Annotated in this window: 12 protein-coding genes and 3 pseudogenes; 5 read left to right on the forward strand and 10 right to left on the reverse strand. The window is 62.4% G+C overall.

Annotated elements, in window-relative coordinates:
* Positions 1–33 precede the first annotated feature (33 nt).
* The 3 genes and pseudogenes from LFT45_RS00450 to LFT45_RS00460 form a co-directional block, all read right to left on the reverse strand.
* Positions 34–996: an ABC transporter substrate-binding protein gene (locus tag LFT45_RS00450; RefSeq protein WP_236806011.1), complete on the reverse strand. Its 963-nt coding sequence runs from the start codon at positions 994–996 to the stop codon at positions 34–36.
* A gap of 341 nt (positions 997–1337) precedes the next feature.
* A complete protein-coding gene (locus LFT45_RS00455; protein ID WP_236806012.1) occupies positions 1338–2393 on the reverse strand; it encodes a LacI family DNA-binding transcriptional regulator in 1056 nt (351 codons plus the stop codon).
* A gap of 480 nt (positions 2394–2873) precedes the next feature.
* Positions 2874–3465 (reverse strand): annotated as a pseudogene (locus LFT45_RS00460) (recombinase family protein).
* 883 nt (positions 3466–4348) lie between these two features.
* Between LFT45_RS00460 and LFT45_RS00465 the strand changes: the two are divergent.
* Positions 4349–4680, forward strand: a pseudogene (locus tag LFT45_RS00465) (aldehyde dehydrogenase family protein); the annotation flags it as partial.
* Positions 4681–4697: 17 nt separating this feature from the next.
* On the opposite strand, the gene LFT45_RS00470 reads toward LFT45_RS00465, so the two are convergent.
* The 4 genes from LFT45_RS00470 to lhgO all read right to left on the reverse strand — a co-directional run bounded on the left by LFT45_RS00470 (position 4698) and on the right by lhgO (position 10215).
* A complete protein-coding gene (locus LFT45_RS00470; RefSeq protein ID WP_236806013.1) occupies positions 4698–5705 on the reverse strand; it encodes a cytochrome d ubiquinol oxidase subunit II in 1008 nt (335 codons plus the stop codon).
* Between the two features lie 10 nt (positions 5706–5715).
* Positions 5716–7080, reverse strand: coding sequence for a cytochrome ubiquinol oxidase subunit I (locus LFT45_RS00475; RefSeq protein ID WP_236806014.1), 1365 nt, complete (start codon positions 7078–7080; stop codon positions 5716–5718).
* A gap of 535 nt (positions 7081–7615) precedes the next feature.
* The gene (locus LFT45_RS00480) at positions 7616–8923 is read right to left on the reverse strand and encodes an MFS transporter (RefSeq protein ID WP_236806015.1); all 1308 of its coding nucleotides are present in this window, start codon (positions 8921–8923) and stop codon (positions 7616–7618) included.
* Between the two features lie 62 nt (positions 8924–8985).
* Positions 8986–10215: an L-2-hydroxyglutarate oxidase gene (lhgO, locus tag LFT45_RS00485; protein ID WP_236806016.1), complete on the reverse strand. Its 1230-nt coding sequence runs from the start codon at positions 10213–10215 to the stop codon at positions 8986–8988.
* Between the two features lie 44 nt (positions 10216–10259).
* On the opposite strand from lhgO, the gene LFT45_RS00490 reads away from it, so the two are divergent.
* Positions 10260–10973: a GntR family transcriptional regulator gene (locus LFT45_RS00490; protein ID WP_236806017.1), complete on the forward strand. Its 714-nt coding sequence runs from the start codon at positions 10260–10262 to the stop codon at positions 10971–10973.
* 749 nt (positions 10974–11722) lie between these two features.
* Here LFT45_RS00490 and LFT45_RS23315 read toward each other — a convergent pair.
* Positions 11723–11788: pseudogene (locus LFT45_RS23315) on the reverse strand (hypothetical protein); the annotation flags it as partial.
* 530 nt (positions 11789–12318) lie between these two features.
* On the opposite strand from LFT45_RS23315, the gene LFT45_RS00500 reads away from it, so the two are divergent.
* On the forward strand, positions 12319–12582 hold the full coding sequence (locus LFT45_RS00500; RefSeq protein WP_236806018.1) for a hypothetical protein: 264 nt from the start codon (positions 12319–12321) through the stop codon (positions 12580–12582).
* A 350-nt stretch (positions 12583–12932) separates the two neighbouring features.
* Here the strand turns inward: LFT45_RS00500 and LFT45_RS00505 are convergent, their stop codons facing one another.
* On the reverse strand, positions 12933–13070 hold the full coding sequence (locus tag LFT45_RS00505; RefSeq protein ID WP_236806019.1) for a hypothetical protein: 138 nt from the start codon (positions 13068–13070) through the stop codon (positions 12933–12935).
* A 261-nt stretch (positions 13071–13331) separates the two neighbouring features.
* On the opposite strand from LFT45_RS00505, the gene LFT45_RS00510 reads away from it, so the two are divergent.
* Positions 13332–13772: a hypothetical protein gene (locus LFT45_RS00510; protein ID WP_236806020.1), complete on the forward strand. Its 441-nt coding sequence runs from the start codon at positions 13332–13334 to the stop codon at positions 13770–13772.
* 55 nt (positions 13773–13827) lie between these two features.
* Positions 13828–14061, forward strand: a complete 234-nt coding sequence (locus LFT45_RS00515; protein WP_236806021.1) for a hypothetical protein — start codon at positions 13828–13830, stop codon at positions 14059–14061.
* Positions 14062–14157: 96 nt separating this feature from the next.
* On the opposite strand, the gene ilvD is transcribed toward LFT45_RS00515, so the two are convergent.
* Entirely contained in the window at positions 14158–16017 is a 1860-nt protein-coding gene (gene ilvD, locus LFT45_RS00520) for a dihydroxy-acid dehydratase (protein ID WP_236806022.1), read from the reverse strand.
* Positions 16018–16039 lie beyond the last annotated feature (22 nt).

Raw genomic sequence — 16039 nt, forward strand, 5'->3', positions numbered from 1 at the left:
GGAGCCGAGCGGCCCCACACGGCAGCGGGAGCCTTACCAGCCCTTGTACTGGCTGACGTTCTCGCGGGTCACGAGCTCGCTGGGGATCAGGACGGTGCTCTCCGCCGGGGGCTTGTTGTCGATGATGTTCTGCGCGATTTCGACGGCCTTGCGGACCATTTCGGCAGGATTCTGGGTTGCGGTGCCAATGAACGGTGAGCCGGGCTGCTTCAGTTCCGCCACCGCTTCTGGGCTGCCGTCCACACCGGTGACTTTCACGGTCCCCGCCTTGTGTGCCTGCTGGACCGCCAGAACCGCACCGAGGGCGGACGGGTCGTTCATGCCGAAGATCCCCTGAACGTCAGGGGTAGCCGTGAGCATATCCGTGGTCACGGCGAGGCCGGAAGCCCGGTCGTTCTTGGACGCCTGCTGCCCGACAACCTTGATGTTAGGGAACTTCTTCACGACGTTCTTGCAGCCGGTGATGCGGTCACGGATCGTCTGAAGCGGGGTTCCGTCCACCAGGAGGACACTGCCCTTTCCTCCCATCTGCTCAAACAGGTACTGGCAAGATTTTTCACCGGCCTGGACGGCGTTGGTCATCACCACGGCGTCCGCGCTCTTGGCCGGGGTGTCCACGGCGATGACAATGATGCCTGCCTGCTTGGCTCGCTCAATCGCGGGCTGGATGCCGTTTTCGTCCACGGCGCTGATGACAATCAGGTTCACGCCCTGCTGGATGAACGTGTCGATCTGGGTGTTCTGATTCGCCAGGTCAAGCTGGGCGTCCTGGGTGTTGGTGGTGGCTCCGATCTTCGCGGCGGCCTCCTTCGCTCCCTTGTCCATAGCGGAAAAGAACGGGTTGGACATGTCCTGGACCATGAGGCCGATCTTTTCGATCTTTGTCGGCTTGTTGGTGCTTGCCTGGCTGTCACCGGAACTGCAGGAGGTCAGGCTGAGTGCGGCGAGTGTTGCGGCGGCAGTGAAGACTGCAGACTTCTTGACGAGCTGATTCATTTTCGGATCTCCTTTGAACCGGAACCGGCGAGCCCTTGGGGGCCGGCCAGGTCCGTGAAAAACGCGGTCGATGGAATTGGTAGTGGTGCTGCACCGGCCCGCTTCGATGCGGCGGCCGGGCTGTCGGGTCAGTTCCTTAGGCGTGCCGGACCCCTGAGGGTCGTCTCGGCCGGAACCAAACCTTGCCGGTACCCTGTCCGAGTACCAAGGCAAGGGGCTTATGTGGGGGCGGGTACGACCCCGGTGGGTAATCAGACCCAGCACAGTGGAAAACATGGCGGGCCTTCCGCGGAGCCACGTGTCGCCCAGGTCAGTTGCTCTTGGTCATGAGGAGCGGTAGCTCAGCATCCGCATGACTGACGCACGATTAAGTCCGCGTTCACCTCCCGGCGGTCCTCGGGACGGTAGTCAGGCACGGGTGACTCGCCCCGCCGTTCGGCCTCCAGCTGTCCGTCCAGGATTCGGGTCAGCGTCTGTGCGGCCATAACGCCGATCGATTCGCTGTCCTCATCCACCACTGTCAGCGGGGGATCCAGTAAGGGCGCCCAGGCAAACTCGTCAAACGCTATGAGAGCCACCTGGGTGGGGACAGCAACTCCGCGTTGTCGAAGCACGGTGAGGACGCCGTGGAGCAGCGGGTTGTTTCCAGCGATGACCGCCCTCGGCAGAGCCTGGCCGGGTGTATCCAGATAGGCGGACAGCGTCCGGCACGCCGAGTCGGCGTCGTTCTCCGTCTCCAGCACCTGCAGCACAGCCCCATGCTTGTCCGCCGCCTCGCGGAGCCCCCGCTCCCGCTCGGCCCGCGTGGACCAGCGGCCCGGATAGGCCAGGAAGAGCCAATCCGTATACCCGTGCTGGGCCAAATGGGCCCCCGCCTTCATGCTCGCCGCAAAATTGTCTGTGAGGATACTGGGGACTTGTGCCGCGTCCTTCGGCGGCGCCGAGTCCACGAAAACCACGGGGATGTCCCAGCTTTCCAGGAGCCTTACGTTCTCCAGGCTCAGCGTCAGGGTAGTGATAATGCCGGCCGTCCGTGACTGGATCAGATCCTGAACAATGGCATCTTCCACCTCGGGCGTGTACACACCTTCTGCCGCGATGTCGGCCACAACCGCATTTCGGTTGGATCCGCGCAGAACACGCTGAATGCCCTTCATCAAGTCCAGATAGTAGTAGTTCGACGTGCTCGCGGTGATGACCGCGATCGAACTGCGCGATTTCTTGCGGAGCTCCTGCGCAGCACGATTCGGGACGTAACCCAGCTCCCGGGCAGCCTTCAGCACCACCTTCCGGCTCGCATCGGAGACATCCGCGCCGTTACTCAGGGCGCGCGAAACCGTATAGGAAGAAAGGCCTGTGGCTTCGCTCAAGTCCCGCAGCGTTGGCTTCTTCGCCATCTCGCAACTGCTTTCTAATCGTTTAGGGAAAGGCTTCGCGAAGTTCCCATCGCGTTACCTAAAGGATTAGGTAAACCATAGATGTGATAACCCGCACACGTCAAGAGCCAATCGCAGCAAACGTTTTGGCCCGTAAAGAGAGGCCGCTAGGGCTCTCCACGTCGAATCGCCCGTTACGCGCTGCCTCTGGGCAGGGGAGAGGCCCCCGACGTCCTTGGAGCCCGGCGGGCAGCGAGTGAAATAATGGTGCGCGCTGTCAGCTGGCTGCCGGGATCGGGGCCAGGTAGGAGTCAGCCCTCCGATGCAGCTTTTGACTCCACCTTCCTGGACATCCCACCGTGAACCGGGATGTCCGCTGAGCGGTTCGACTTCTGGAGTCTGGGAGAAAACGCCGGGGAATGAAGGCAGGAACAGCTCCTTTTGCAGGCGCAGAACCGGCCATTTAGACGGCCAATAGTTGTGTTCCGTCAGGCTGGCGGTTCAGCTTTCGGCCGGCAGGCTAGTGGTTCCGGCCAGACGGGCCTGACGCAGGTACTGGTACACGGGTTCCCTGCTGATGCCGTAATCGATGGCGAGAACTGATTTAGGAATCCCACTGGCCGCCCGCTGAACCAGCTCTGCCGCACGCTCCGCAGTAAGCGTTTTTTCCGCCCTTGATAAGCGCCGCGCTGCTTGGCCAACGCGATACCTTCCCGTTGCCGCTCCTTGATCAGAGCCCGTTCGAATTCGGCGAAGGCGCCCATGACGGGCAGCATGAGGTTGGCCATGGGGGAGTCCTCCCCGGTGAAAACCAGGCTCTCCTTGACGAACTCCACCCGCACCCCTTTGCGCGTTAGGCGTTGGACCAGGGCGCGAAGGTCATCCAGGTTCCTGGCCAGCCGGTCCATACTGTGCACCACGACTGTATCCCCGTCGCGGCGAAGCCCAGCAGTTCGGCCAGTTGTGGCCTGGCCGTGTCCCTGCCGGACGCCTTGTCCGTGAATACCCGGTCCAGGCTCAAGCCGTCGAGCTGACGTTTCTCGTTCTGGTCCAGTGTGCTGACCCGTACGTACCCGATTCGTTGAGCAGCCACCGTTGCCTCCAAAAACCTCGTACATGTGGGATTGAGTTCTAGGACCTTCCCAGACGAAGGCCAAGAGGTGCGGGTTTTGCATCAGGTTGGGGTGTGCTTCAAGTCGGCAGGCCAAAAATGCTTTGGGGTGGCATTGCTTTTCTTCGCGTGACCGCGGCGGCGCGGCCATCTCAAGGGAAGGCTAATCTGCCGGGTGATGCCGTCGAGGGCTTGTAGCTGGCTTGCATGGACGTGACTCTGGTCGCACAACTTCAAACTGATTCGTGCACAAATTGTTTGCCTAAGAACTGTTTGGTACATTGTTTCAGTTCCGCCCGGAGTGGCGCCCCCAATCCACCCCGGGCGGAGCGTACGTGCGGCGGGCGGCGGCTTACATCGCCACCATCAATTCCGCGTTCCCCCAAGTGACAAGTCGCGAACGACAGTCCTTGTGGAGTGGCTGACACCTCCGGTCTAACCGATCGGTGGGAGGAAGGGCATGCCGTTGGCAGAACGAGAAGAATTCCCTGGGCTTCCTGCGAGTTCTCAGGGTAAGACTGAAGCCGCCCTCGATGCCGGTGAAACCTTTCATGGGTGCGATGCGTGGATTGCAGGACCGGACACTGTTCCAGCCGGAAGTCGCATCCGCCTCCAAAGCTACGGGCGACCCGCGCTTGACGGCGTCCTAGACGAATGGATGCCCGACGGGTCCGCTTTTTGGATCTGGTTGGATGCTGGAGCGGGGCGGCGTCTTATCCATGAGGGCGACGGCGTCCAGGTGGTTACGGAGTCCCTGCCTCACATTTAGGGTCCTTGATAGCCGCGATCCAGCTAGCTGATGCTACCCATCGCGCCCCAAGGTCTCGCGGTCAGCGGTCGGGCCTCACTGCGCGTGATGCAGTAGGCCGGCCTCCCAGCCGGGGTGGCTCAACGTGATTCCGTCCTCCAGCGCAGGGGACCACCGCGGGGCCGCTGATCAAGGACTCCCGGCTGCGGAAGATCCTTCACCGGTTCCACCGAGGTTGGCCGGCGCTTGCTGTCCGACGCCTCCGAGACGGTCCTGCGGACCTCCATGGAACTGGGTGGCAACGCCACATTCGTGGTCTTCGAGGACGCCGACGTCGATGCCGCCGTTTCGCCGGCGCCATGCTCCATGTGCTTCAAGTGAGGCCTGATGGATCCTCATGCAAGCGTGATATAAGAAGGATGGGTGAGCTGTGTATCGTTCCGAAGCGGCAAGATTGCATGCGCTGCTAGCGGTGCTTGGCAAATTGGTCTCGTTGGAAGATTGCGTAGAGCCACCACAGTGAGGGAATCACCAAAATCCCGGCGACCACGACTGCGATTGAGTTGGCTACCAGGACGTTTTCGGTGGCTGCGGCCTCGGCCAGCGCCAGGCCTGGAAGGACATAGGGATACTGTCCGATGCCCCAGCTCCACAGGAGCGCTGTAACGGCAAGGGCAGCGGAGACTCGGACGGTGAGGAAGCGGCGCCGCCACATCAGGGCCAGCGAGGCCGCCCCAGCTGCAATTGACAATGCGGCCGGGGGCGCGGCGGGCATGGACAGAAGCTGACGGAACAGCCCGGGCGCGTCCATCGCGAGCACCAGCAGCTCGACGCCGGCCACCAGGCCTGTGGCCACCCCGGAGCCCAGAGCCTTGCGTCGGAATGCTTCGGCCAAGGCCGGATCACCCTCCCTGCGCGCATCGTGGGTCAGGTACACGGCGGCAAGGTAGGCCGTTGTGGTCACGGCGAGCAGTCCACTGGTCAGCGACGTTGGATTGACCCAGCTTGTGATCGGGTCACCTGCCGCTATCCCTGGCGGGACGCGCCCGGAGGCAAGAGAGCCTCCCACGGTCCCGAGGAAGAAGGGCGTAAGTACGGACGACAGGGCGAATGCCCCTCCGAACAGCCGTTGCTGCCACAGCTGCTGGCTCACCTTTCTGAACGCGAAGGCGGAGCCTCTCGCGATAATGCCCACCGCAACGAGGGTCAGTGGGATGTAGAGGGTCGAGGAAACCGCTGCGAATGCCGGGGGGACCACAGTCCAGGTAAGAATGATGACGAAGATCAGCCAGACGTGGTTGGCTTCCCAGATGGGTCCGATCGAGTGCTCAATCAGGTTCCGCTGCGATCTTCCCTTCTCGGCCCGGCCGGCGATGAGATCCCAGAAGCCCCCGCCAAAGTCAGCGCCTCCGAACAATGCATACGCCGTGAGACAGACCCACATTGCTGCCATCAGCAGCTCGGCAAGCGGCACCGCAGACCTCCTAAATGATTTTGTACCCGGTTACGTCCGACTCCTGAGGGGCCAGGGGGACGGGCTTGTCTTTGGCCAGCCGCCGCAGCACATAGACGGTGGCAACGGTGAGGAAGAGGTAGACGACCGACACGAGAATGAACCCGTAGAACAGGCCTGGTGCGGGGTTGACGGCGTCCGACGTTCTTAGGACTCCGAAGACGATCCAGGGCTGCCGGCCGACTTCAGTGACCACCCAGCCTGCTTCCAGACAGACCACCGCGATCAGTCCCGAGACCGAGGCGGCCCGCAGGAACCATTTGGTTCGCGGCAACTCCCTTCGGCGTTTCCAGGCGACCGCCATCCAGAGCGACAGCGCCAGCAGGGCAAAGCCTCCTCCGACCATCGCCTGGAAGGCGAGATGCACGACGTTTACCGGGGGCCGTGCGTCTTCCGGGACTTCATTCAATCCCATGACCTCCGCGTTGGGGTCGAAGTGCGCCAGGAGGGACAGGCCGCCGGGAATTTCGATGGCGTACTGCATGTCCCCATCAATGGCGACGCCGCCGATGTGCAGCGGGGCTGAGCGTTGGGTTTCGAAGATTCCCTCCATGGCGGCGAGTTTCACTGGCTGGTAGTCCGCGACGAAGTGGGCTGCCCAGTCGCCTACCCCAATCTGGATGGGCGTGATGGCGGCAGCGATGGTGAAGGGCAGCACGAAACCGAGCCGGTGGTATCTGTCGCGCCGCCCGCGCAGCATGGCGAAAGCGTAGACCGAGGCCATTCCAAAACCGGCCACCATGAATGCGGCGAGGATCATGTGGACGGTCTGAGGCGGGGTGGCAGGGCTGAACATAGCCGCCACCGGGTCCACCGAGATGATTCGGCCGTTCTCCTCATCGAATCCCGTCGGCTGCTGCATCCAGGCGTTCGCGGTGACCACAAAGAAGGCGCTGGCAACCCCGGCCAAAATCACGGGAATGCCTGTCAGCATGTGAACCCGCGCAGGCAGCCGGTCCCAGGCATAGAGGTAGATGCCAAGGAAGATGGCTTCGATGAAGAAGGCAATGCCCTCCAACGTGAAAGGCAGGCCGATCACCTCGCCATACACTCCCATCAGGCCCGGCCACAGCAAGCCCATCTCGAACGAGAGAATGGTCCCCGACACAGCCCCGACAGCGAACAAGACGCCCATCACCCGCGCCCAGCGCCGGGCCAGCAACCGGTAATTCAGGTCGCCCGTCTTATGGCCGCGCCACTCCGCCAACAATGTGATGGCCGGCATGCCGACGCCGAAACACGCCACAATAATGTGCCAGCCCAGCGAAAGGGCCATCTGCAGACGGGCAGCCATAAGATCGACCGGCTGGACCTGGAAAACAGCATCGACGAGCACGAGCCACTCCTTACCGCCACGCAGAGGTCAGGAAAAAACGATAACGCCAGTAGCCCCGTACCCCCTACAGAACGGAATCATGCAGGACAATGGCGCCTTCTCAGTTCTCCGCGCGCCGAAGGCTCGGACGAGCCCGGCTCAGAGGAAGCACTGACCGCTCCTTCAAGCCACGATCTGAGAGATCACCAGAAGGTTGTGGCGGAGGTCCGGTTTCCTCATGGCACTGCTGACGGCAACGCCGCAGCATATTACCCCCATTGTGATTCCCCCGGTGCAGGATGTCGCCGCTGCTCGGCGTACCGTCCTGCTTCCATTGTCAATGGCGCCTTTCATGAAGCTTGGCCGTCTGGTGCCACGAACATTGCATGGTCTGTATGGATGTCAGCAGGGACCCGCTACCGCTTAACGTCTTCGGGCAGCCCGGCGACGACCCGCCCAGGCCGTTCATGTTGTATGCGGGGAAGGATAAGCACGGTGAAGGCGCCTCGTTCCGGCGGGCGGAACGACCCAATCCGCCCGCCGGAAAATGTGCGTTCTAGTTCCGGCTGGCGCTGAATCTGCGGCCTTGATCGAAGAGTGATCCGACGAGTACAAGGAGCCCGGCGATCACGAGGACTATTCCGACTCCGGCCGTGGAATGCGTGGGAGAGGCTACCACCATCGACAGTGCACCCAAGGGGGCAAGACCGCCCGCGACCGCGGTGCCGATCTCGCGACTGGTGCCAACTCCTGTGCTGCGGGACTCAGTGGGGAACTGGCGGCTTAGGAACGCCCCTTGGGCAGAAAACATCATGGGCGCAAGGACTCCCGTGCCGATTCCGATGGCAACGTATGCTGCCCAGGCTTGCCCGGTTTGCAGAAGGGTGAGGAAGGGGAACGCGAAGGCAGCGGCTAGAACGCCGCCGCTGAGGATGATCGTCCTGCTGCTGAAACGGTCGCACAGGTGGCCGAAGATGGGCACTGTGATGATTGCTATGATGCCGGCTACGAGGATCGCGGAGGAATTCACGCTCGAGTTGATCTTTTGAAATTCGCCGAGGTAGGCAACGGAGAAAGTCTTGAAAATGTAGCTGAGTGCGTTGTATCCGATCGCGACAATGAAGACCACGAGCAACCCTCGCCATTGGTGGCGGAAGACGGATCGCAGCTTTGCCCTGGGCTTTTCGGCAGCAGCTTTTTCGTACTCTGGGGACTCCGGCATTGCCTTTCGAACCCACAGTCCGATCATGACCAGAACCAGGCTGGCGACGAAGGGAATACGCCACCCGCCGTTGATGAGGAACTGGTCGCCGTTGAGGCTTAGGACGAAGATTGTCAGGGAGGACAGGACGAGGCCGAGGTTGAGGCCCAAGGCCGGCCAGGCGCCCTGGGAACCGCGTTTCCCGTCTCGAGCGTGTTCGTAGGATACGACTGCTGCTCCCGCATATTCGGCCCCTGCGCCCATTCCCTGGAAGATCCGTAGGATTACGAGCATCGCCGGAGCCCAGTATCCGATCTGCTCGTAAGTGGGCAGGAAACCAATGAACGCTGTGGTGATTCCCATGAGGCAGAAGGTGATGACCAGCGTTTTCTTGCGGCCGAGACGGTCCCCCATCTGTCCGAAGACGATACCTCCGATTGGTCGTGCAATGAAGCCGATGGCGAAGGTGGCGAACGCCTGCAGGGTGGCGGTCTGGCTGTCCCCGGCGGGGAAGAATACTTTGCCGAAGACAAGAGAGGCCATGGTTGCGTAGAGGTAGAAGTCGTACCATTCGACGGTAGTTCCGACGATAGTGGCAGTCGCAACCCGTCGGAGGCGGGTTTTCTCCTCGAGGGGGGTTTCGTTTAGTAGTTGTGTGTTCACAGGGCTTTCCTGTTTCTCTGATGCGAGGCGCAGCCGCTTCGCGGGGTTAACGGGATGGGTGCTTAGAGTTGCTTCGGCGCTGAAGGGAGTGAGTTCGCGGTAATGGCGGCTTCGACAATGTGTTCGGCGATGGCCAAGGAAGAGGTGGCTCCGGGGGAGGGCGCATTGCGGATGTGCGTGACCCTGCCAAGTTGCTGAATGACGAAGTCGTCCACCAGTGACCCGTCACTTCTGAGGGCCTGGGCTCGAATGCCCCTGGTGGCGCGCGAGGCGTCCGCGTCCTTCAAGGAGGGCACGTATTGCTGGGCCTGCTGGAGGAAAATTTTCTTCGAGATGACGGATCGGATTTCCCTGGCTGCTGTGGGAAGGTTTTGCGACGCGAATTTCCAGAATCCCGGGTAGGCGAGGACTTCGGCGGTGTCCCGCGGGTGGAGGCCCAACCCGTGGTAGATCTCGCGTGAGAGCGACAGGAAGGCGTTGGGACCGACCATCATCTCTCCGTCAATGCGCTTGGTTAAGTGCACTCCCAAGAAGGGATACTTCGGGTCCGGGACAGGATAGATGAGGCCCTTTACATGGTCTCGATAGTCTGGTTCCAGTACGAAGTACTGGCCGAAGAATGGTACGACTCGCGGGTCATTCTCGCCGCCGGACTTCTTGGAGAGCCTGTCTGACTGCAGCCCAGCGCAAACGACAACGAGGTCGAAGATTTGGGTTGCGCTGTCTGTCCTGACGATCACGCCTGAAGGCCCATCGGTGATCTGCTTGACTTCGGTGTTGAGGGAGAGGGTGCCGCCGGCGGCGAGCACGTCATCGATGAGGGCGCCGGTGACTTTCGCGTAGTCTACGATGGCCGTTCCTGGGGAATGCAGCGCCGCGCGTCCGGTGGCGTTCGGTTCAACTTCTTTAATTTCCGCGGCATCCAGCATTTTCACCCCTGGAACCCCGTTGGCGAGGGCGCGCTCGTAAATTTTCTGCAGCCGATCTTCTTCCACTTGATTCAGAGCGACGACTATTTTTCCGCACTCGTCATACGGAAGGCCCCGCTCGATGCAGAAGTCCTTGAGGAGTGATACACCTCGACGGCACAGTCGCGCCTTCAAGCCCCCCGGCTCGTAGTAGAGGCCGGCGTGGACCACCCCTGAGTTATGCCCGGTCTGGTGGGCGGCGACATGAGGCTCTTTTTCGAAGATGGTCACCGACGAGCCAGGGAAACGCAGGGTGAGCTCACGCGCCACCGCCGCTCCGATGATCCCGGCACCCACGACGGCGAAGGACTGTTCTTTTTGCATTTGTTCCTACCTCAACAATCAAAATGAGATGACATACTCGTCATGTGGAAAACGTTCGCCGCGCCGGCAACTTGGCCGAGCAAGCAACCCAGCTGCTTCGTCAGGCGATCCTGGCTGGAGACCTGCAGCCGGGAGAGCTGTACACCGCCGGTCAACTGGGGGAGCAGATTGGCGGTATCTCCAGAACTCCAGTGCGTGAAGCTTTGCTCGAACTGTCCCGATTGGGACTGGTTGAGATCGAGAAAAACCGCGGCGTCCGAGTCATCACCGCCAGCGTTGAAAGCCTTCTTCAAGGTTTCGAAGTTCGCCTGATGCTCGAAGTTCCGCTAGCCCGGCGGGCGACGGCGCTGCAAGATGAAACGACAACGACGGCTGTGAAGACTGTTTTTGAGCACTTTAGGCATGTCGCCGAAAGCGGCGATTCTGAGGCCACCTTGCGAGCTGACCGGGATTTTCACCGGAGCTTGTTGCAGGGCAGCGGCAACACGAAGGCTGTCATCCTGCTTCAGGACCAGCGCAACCTTGTGCTGATGAGCGGCGTTGGAACAGTTCCTACTTCGCGCAGTGCTATGGAATGTTTCGAGGATCATCTCGACATCTTTGACGCATTCATGACCGGAGACGTTCAGGGCGTCGGTCAGGCATTGAACAGGCACATAGTGAACACAGCCCAGATGCTGATTGCACAAGAGACACGGTCGCGGCCTGAATTCGGCACGGTAGACGCCGCTAAGCGGCTTGCCTGGTTGATGCACTAGCCTTCTCCCTGCTATTGGCAAACACTACGTTGTGTCGTGATGCAATCAAGAGTTTTACATGTGTTGCATGCAACATGCAACCACTGGACGTTTCGCTTTTAGGACCTACCTGTTCCCATCCCAAACATGAGGACGTTTCACAATGGGTAGCCGCGTGATGCTTCGCAGGTTCCCGAGCCTGGTGGCTGCGGCTCCGCCGACCGCGCCAGTGCCCACCGGGGCACCGACTGTGGCAGGGTTGATCCACTGATGTCTCAGTACTCTTGCGCCGCATCAGTACTCCGACGCTAGGGTGGACGACGTACAACACCTCCTCGGTAACCCTGGCACCTGCCCTTGCGCCCCTGCTCGCGTGGTGCACCGCTGGCGTCATCGCTCTGGCATGGGTGTGGCGGATCTGCTGGCGGCAGGACCCCGCAGGGACTGAACGGGTTGCCGTGAGGAGTCCGTCTCCCATGTGACCGACAACGCGATCATCACCGCCTGTATCGCGAGCATCGCCGCCGTGGTCGTTGCATTGGTGCAGTCCAGCAGCCAGGGCGGAGACCCCGGCAGGAGGTGCGGAGGTCCCAAAAACGGGGGTGAGGAAGGCGTGCTCGACGGACCGTTCCCGGGGCCATCTCTCCGGTTGGCGTTCGGGGAAGTCCCAGTGCGCACCCGTCTCGATGCCGGGTTGCTCGCGGGGGTAGGAGGGGCGGTCCGACACGATCACCTACCTTTACTTTGCTTACCGCCGGCCCGGTCTCGACGACTTCGCCTAGGTTCTCATGCCCAAAGGAGCGTCCGGGTTCAAAGCTGGTGCGGCCCTCATACATGTGCAAATCCGAGCCACAAATATTAGGCGAGGTGATCCGCACCAGCACGTCGGCAGGGTGCTCGATTTTGGCGTCCGGTACGTCCTCAACGCTGATGTCGTTCAGTCCTTTGTAAACTACTGCCTTCACTTTTCCGCTCTCTTCCTGTGTCCACCCTGCGGGCCGCGGAAGTATGTCGTCCAGGGCGCACGTCACCCGGGTACGCGTACATGAGCCGCAAGGGAGTGGGATACGTATAGGACCTCTGAGTCCACCCCAAAGGGGCGGGAGGCCCGAGGATTTAAGGCGGCTGGCCTCCCCGGAAACCGGGCAGACCAGCCCCCTTTGCGAAATAGGTACCTAAGGAGACTCGATACTTAGCACCCTTAGTAAGGATGTCGAGGGGTAGTCGACGGTGCGTGCCAATGGCCAGGCCGAGTACGCCCGCATTCGCTGGGCTTCGAATACGCTGACCCCTCTTCCCGACAACCGAAGGACGGATGTCCGCGCCTTCCACGCCGGATTCACCTTCCTGTGCTTTGATCAGGTTCATGGATGAAAGCTTCGACGACTACATCGACGACGCCGAGAACATGGCTGCCCGCCACGCAGCACAGTGGCAGAACCTGTGCGAGGGAGAGCAGGTCCAGGTGCGCGAGGGTGGAAGGCTGCCAGAACAAGGGATAGTCGACGCACTGATGCCCGACGGCGGCATTGTCTGGATCCGGCTCAACGGCCAGGCCGAGCGCAGGATGTACCTGGCCGGTGACCCGGTCGAACTCTTGACCACCGCCGGCACACCACCGGCGTTTTAGCAGCACCCGACGTCCCTGCAACTCCTCGCCATGGCTTGCATGGCGCCTGCAGCCCTCTTCCGAACCGCGGCCTTCGGCCAGAACCGGGCCAAGTCCGCATGGCGCAGGCTGAGCGCGCTGCAGACCCGTATGGTCTTCGACCGGAAGGCTCGGCCCGTTAAATTGTCCTCGTCGCTCGGCCCGTCATTCACATCTTGCGGCCAGGCTTCGACATGGCGCCTCGTGGGTGACCACACGGGGCCGCCGCCCTGAGTTATGTCGGGCCGGCGTCATCGGCGCCGTGGCGGCGCTGACCCCCGTGGACCACCGCGATACCTAGTCCGGCCAGTCCATCTTGTTCAGGGTCAGTCTCAGTCGTTCGGGTCGTCTGCAAGGGCTTCGCGGGTGGACCGGTCACATTTCTGGGCCACCTGTTCGCGGCGGATGCGCTTCGGGGCGCCGACGAGATCGGAGGGTACAGGCGGGTCCTTCTCATCGTCTGATGCCATGAGGCTTATCCTAGGGCGATGTCCGGCGCCCGTGCACTCGACGCCCTGAAGGCGCATGCCGCGACCATCAACGCCGCCGGTAACTGAATCGTCCCGCCCCAGAATTCACTGCCGCTGCAACTTCATCACGGACGCTCCTGGCACAGCAAGACACCCCTTACCCAGCCTCCCGCCACCGGGTCGGCCCCCAGCACCAAGAGTGAAACACCCTCGCCGGCAAAAACGCCCTACCTCCACCCGTTCCCGGCCCATCACCGGAATGTGGCGAGGGATGAAGGCCTCGAAGGGTTCAAGGACCGCGAGGCTGCTGACTATGTGACCAGGGCCGCTTCTACGGCCACGATCTGCGCATCCTGCGGCGTCTCCCTGACCGCTGAATGTCTACTGTCGCTGGTGGTGGACGTCGTTCACCACATCGCTCCGGACGGGACCGAGTACCGCACCTACAGTCCCTACATCAGCCACCGTCAGTGCCGCGAACCAGCCCTAACGGTAACCAGCAGCCCGGATCCGGTTCAGCTTCGAAGCCTCGGGGCCCAGTTCAATGTTCTGCGCCGGACCGAGGCCGGAAAGACGCTCGTCCCCGTACTGGCCTACACGATTGACCCGGTCGTGCTCTTCCGCGAGCCCGGCGGGGAACCCGTGTCCGCCCACATAGTCTCCTTGCTTAGCGCCGGGTTCCGGCTCTCCCCTCACCGATGATCTCCAGGGCGTTGTGGACGAAGCCCGGCCCGTGCCCGAAGGCGCCGAATGCCTGATGAGACGGGACGGCACCGTCTCCTTGGAGATACAGGGCGACAGCTTCCATCTGCGGCAGCTCGACGTCCACGACCCGTCCCACGCGGCATGGCTCCAGGCCGCAGGAAAGTGTGACGTGCTGGTCATCAGCGGCGACAACCTGGAGATTACAGAAACAAGCTCAGACGTAACGGCAGCCGCGAAAATCGGCACCCTCGCCGCCGGGTGGGTGCCGACCCGTGCCCCCAACTAATTACTGGCCGTATCCGCTGTCAGCACGAGCATGCTCGATGATCCGCTGTCTCTCGCGAACGTTCTGAATCAGCTGGATCTTTTAGGTGGGCGGCCGTTAGTTCTCGAGGAGGGAAATGTCGCGGACGGCGCCCTTGTCAGCGGACAGGGCCATGGCGGCGTACGCCCGCAACGCGGCGGACACTTGGCGGTCCCGGTCCTTGGGCTTGTAGCCGCCGTTGATCAGCAGTTTCTCGCGGCGTTCGGCGAGGAGCTCGTCGGAGACCTCCAGTTGCATGGAGCGCTGGCTGATGTTGATGCTGATGATGTCGCCGTCTTCCACCAGGGCGATGGTGCCGCCGGAGGCCGCCTCCGGTGAGATGTGCCCGATCGAGAGGCCGGAGGTGCCGCCGGAGAAGCGGCCGTCGGTGATGAGGGCGCACTTCTTGCCCAGCCCGCGGCCCTTGAGGAACGACGTTGGGTAGAGCATTTCCTGCATGCCCGGACCGCCCTTGGGGCCTTCGTAGCGGATGACCACCACGTCGCCTTCCTTGATGGTCTTGTTCAGGATCTTCTCCACGGCCTCGTCCTGGGACTCGCACACAACGGCCGGGCCCGAGAACGTCCAGATGGACTCGTCCACGCCGGCGGTCTTCACCACAGCGCCGTCGACGGCGACGTTGCCACGCAGTACGGCCAGGCCGCCTTCCTTTGAGTAGGCGTGCTCGACGGAGCGGATGCAACCGCCCTCGGCGTCGGTGTCCAGGGAGGTCCACTCGTTCGACTGGGAGAACGCGGTGGAGGAACGGACTCCGCCGGGAGCTGCGTGCCACAGGGCCTTCGCTTCCTCGGTGGCCTTGCCGCCGCGAACATCCCAGTCATCCAGCCAGCCGTCCAGGTCACCGGAGTGCACGGAGTGGACGTCCTTGTGCAGGAGGCCGCCGCGGTTCAGTTCGCCCAGCAGGGCGGGGATGCCGCCAGCTCGGTGCACGTCCTCCATGTAATACGTCTTGTCCTTGGCGACGTTCGGGGCCACCTTGGCCAGGCACGGCACCTGGCGGGACTTGGCATCCATCTCGGCCAGTCCGTAGTCCACGCCCGCCTCCTGGGCAGCGGCCAGCAGGTGGAGGATGGTGTTCGTGGAACCGCCCATGGAGATGTCCAGGGCCATGGCGTTGTCGAAGGCCTTGGCGGTGGCGATGGAGCGCGGCAGCACGGAGTCGTCGTCGCCTTCGTAATAGCGCTTCACCAGCTCGACGACGGTGGAACCGGCCTTCTCGTACAGCGCCTTGCGCGCGGTGTGGGTGGCCAGCACGGAGCCGTTGCCGGGCAGGGACAGGCCGATGGCCTCGGTGAGGCAGTTCATGGAGTTGGCGGTGAACATACCGGAGCAGGAACCGCAGGTGGGGCAGGCGTTCTCTTCGATGAGGTTGATGTCGGCATCGGAGATGGACTCGTCCACGGCATCGGCAATCGCGTTCACCAGGTCCAGGGAGCGCACTGAACCGTCGGTCAGGGTCACTCGTCCGGCCTCCATCGGGCCGCCGGAGACGAACACGGCGGGGATGTTAAGGCGCAGCGCGGCCATGAGCATGCCGGGGGTGATCTTGTCGCAGTTGGAGATGCACACCAGGGCGTCGGCGCAGTGGGCGTTGACCATGTACTCCACTGAATCGGCGATCAGGTCGCGGGACGGCAGCGAGTAGAGCATGCCGGAGTGGCCCATGGCGATGCCGTCGTCGACGGCGATGGTGTTGAACTCCCGCGGTACGGCGCCGGCGGCGAGGATCGCGTCGGAGACGATCCGGCCCACAGGGGCGAGGTGGGTGTGGCCGGGCACGAATTCGGTGAAGGAGTTGGCCAGGGCGATGATCGGCTTGCCGATGTCCGTGTTGGCGACGCCGGAGGCGCGCAGCAGTGCGCGGGCGCCGGCCATGTTGCGGCCGTGGGTGACAGTGCGTGAACGAAGAGGAGGCATGAATACCATCATGCTGGGCTCC

Source organism: Arthrobacter sp. FW305-BF8, from assembly GCF_021789315.1.
GTDB lineage: Bacteria > Actinomycetota > Actinomycetes > Actinomycetales > Micrococcaceae > Arthrobacter.

What these genes read in the sequence shown, in the direction of transcription:
- LFT45_RS00500 (WP_236806018.1), top strand. Translation starts at nt 12,319, where the DNA reads ATGGATGAAAGCTTCGACGACTACATCGACGACGCCGAGAACATGGCT.
- LFT45_RS00455 (WP_236806012.1), bottom strand. Translation starts at nt 2,393, where the DNA reads ATGGCGAAGAAGCCAACGCTGCGGGACTTGAGCGAAGCCACAGGCCTT.
- LFT45_RS00505 (WP_236806019.1), bottom strand. Translation starts at nt 13,070, where the DNA reads ATGGCATCAGACGATGAGAAGGACCCGCCTGTACCCTCCGATCTCGTC.
- LFT45_RS00450 (WP_236806011.1), bottom strand. Translation starts at nt 996, where the DNA reads ATGAATCAGCTCGTCAAGAAGTCTGCAGTCTTCACTGCCGCCGCAACA.
- lhgO (WP_236806016.1), bottom strand. Translation starts at nt 10,215, where the DNA reads ATGCAAAAAGAACAGTCCTTCGCCGTCGTGGGTGCCGGGATCATCGGA.
- ilvD (WP_236806022.1), bottom strand. Translation starts at nt 16,017, where the DNA reads ATGCCTCCTCTTCGTTCACGCACTGTCACCCACGGCCGCAACATGGCC.
- LFT45_RS00515 (WP_236806021.1), top strand. Translation starts at nt 13,828, where the DNA reads ATGAGACGGGACGGCACCGTCTCCTTGGAGATACAGGGCGACAGCTTC.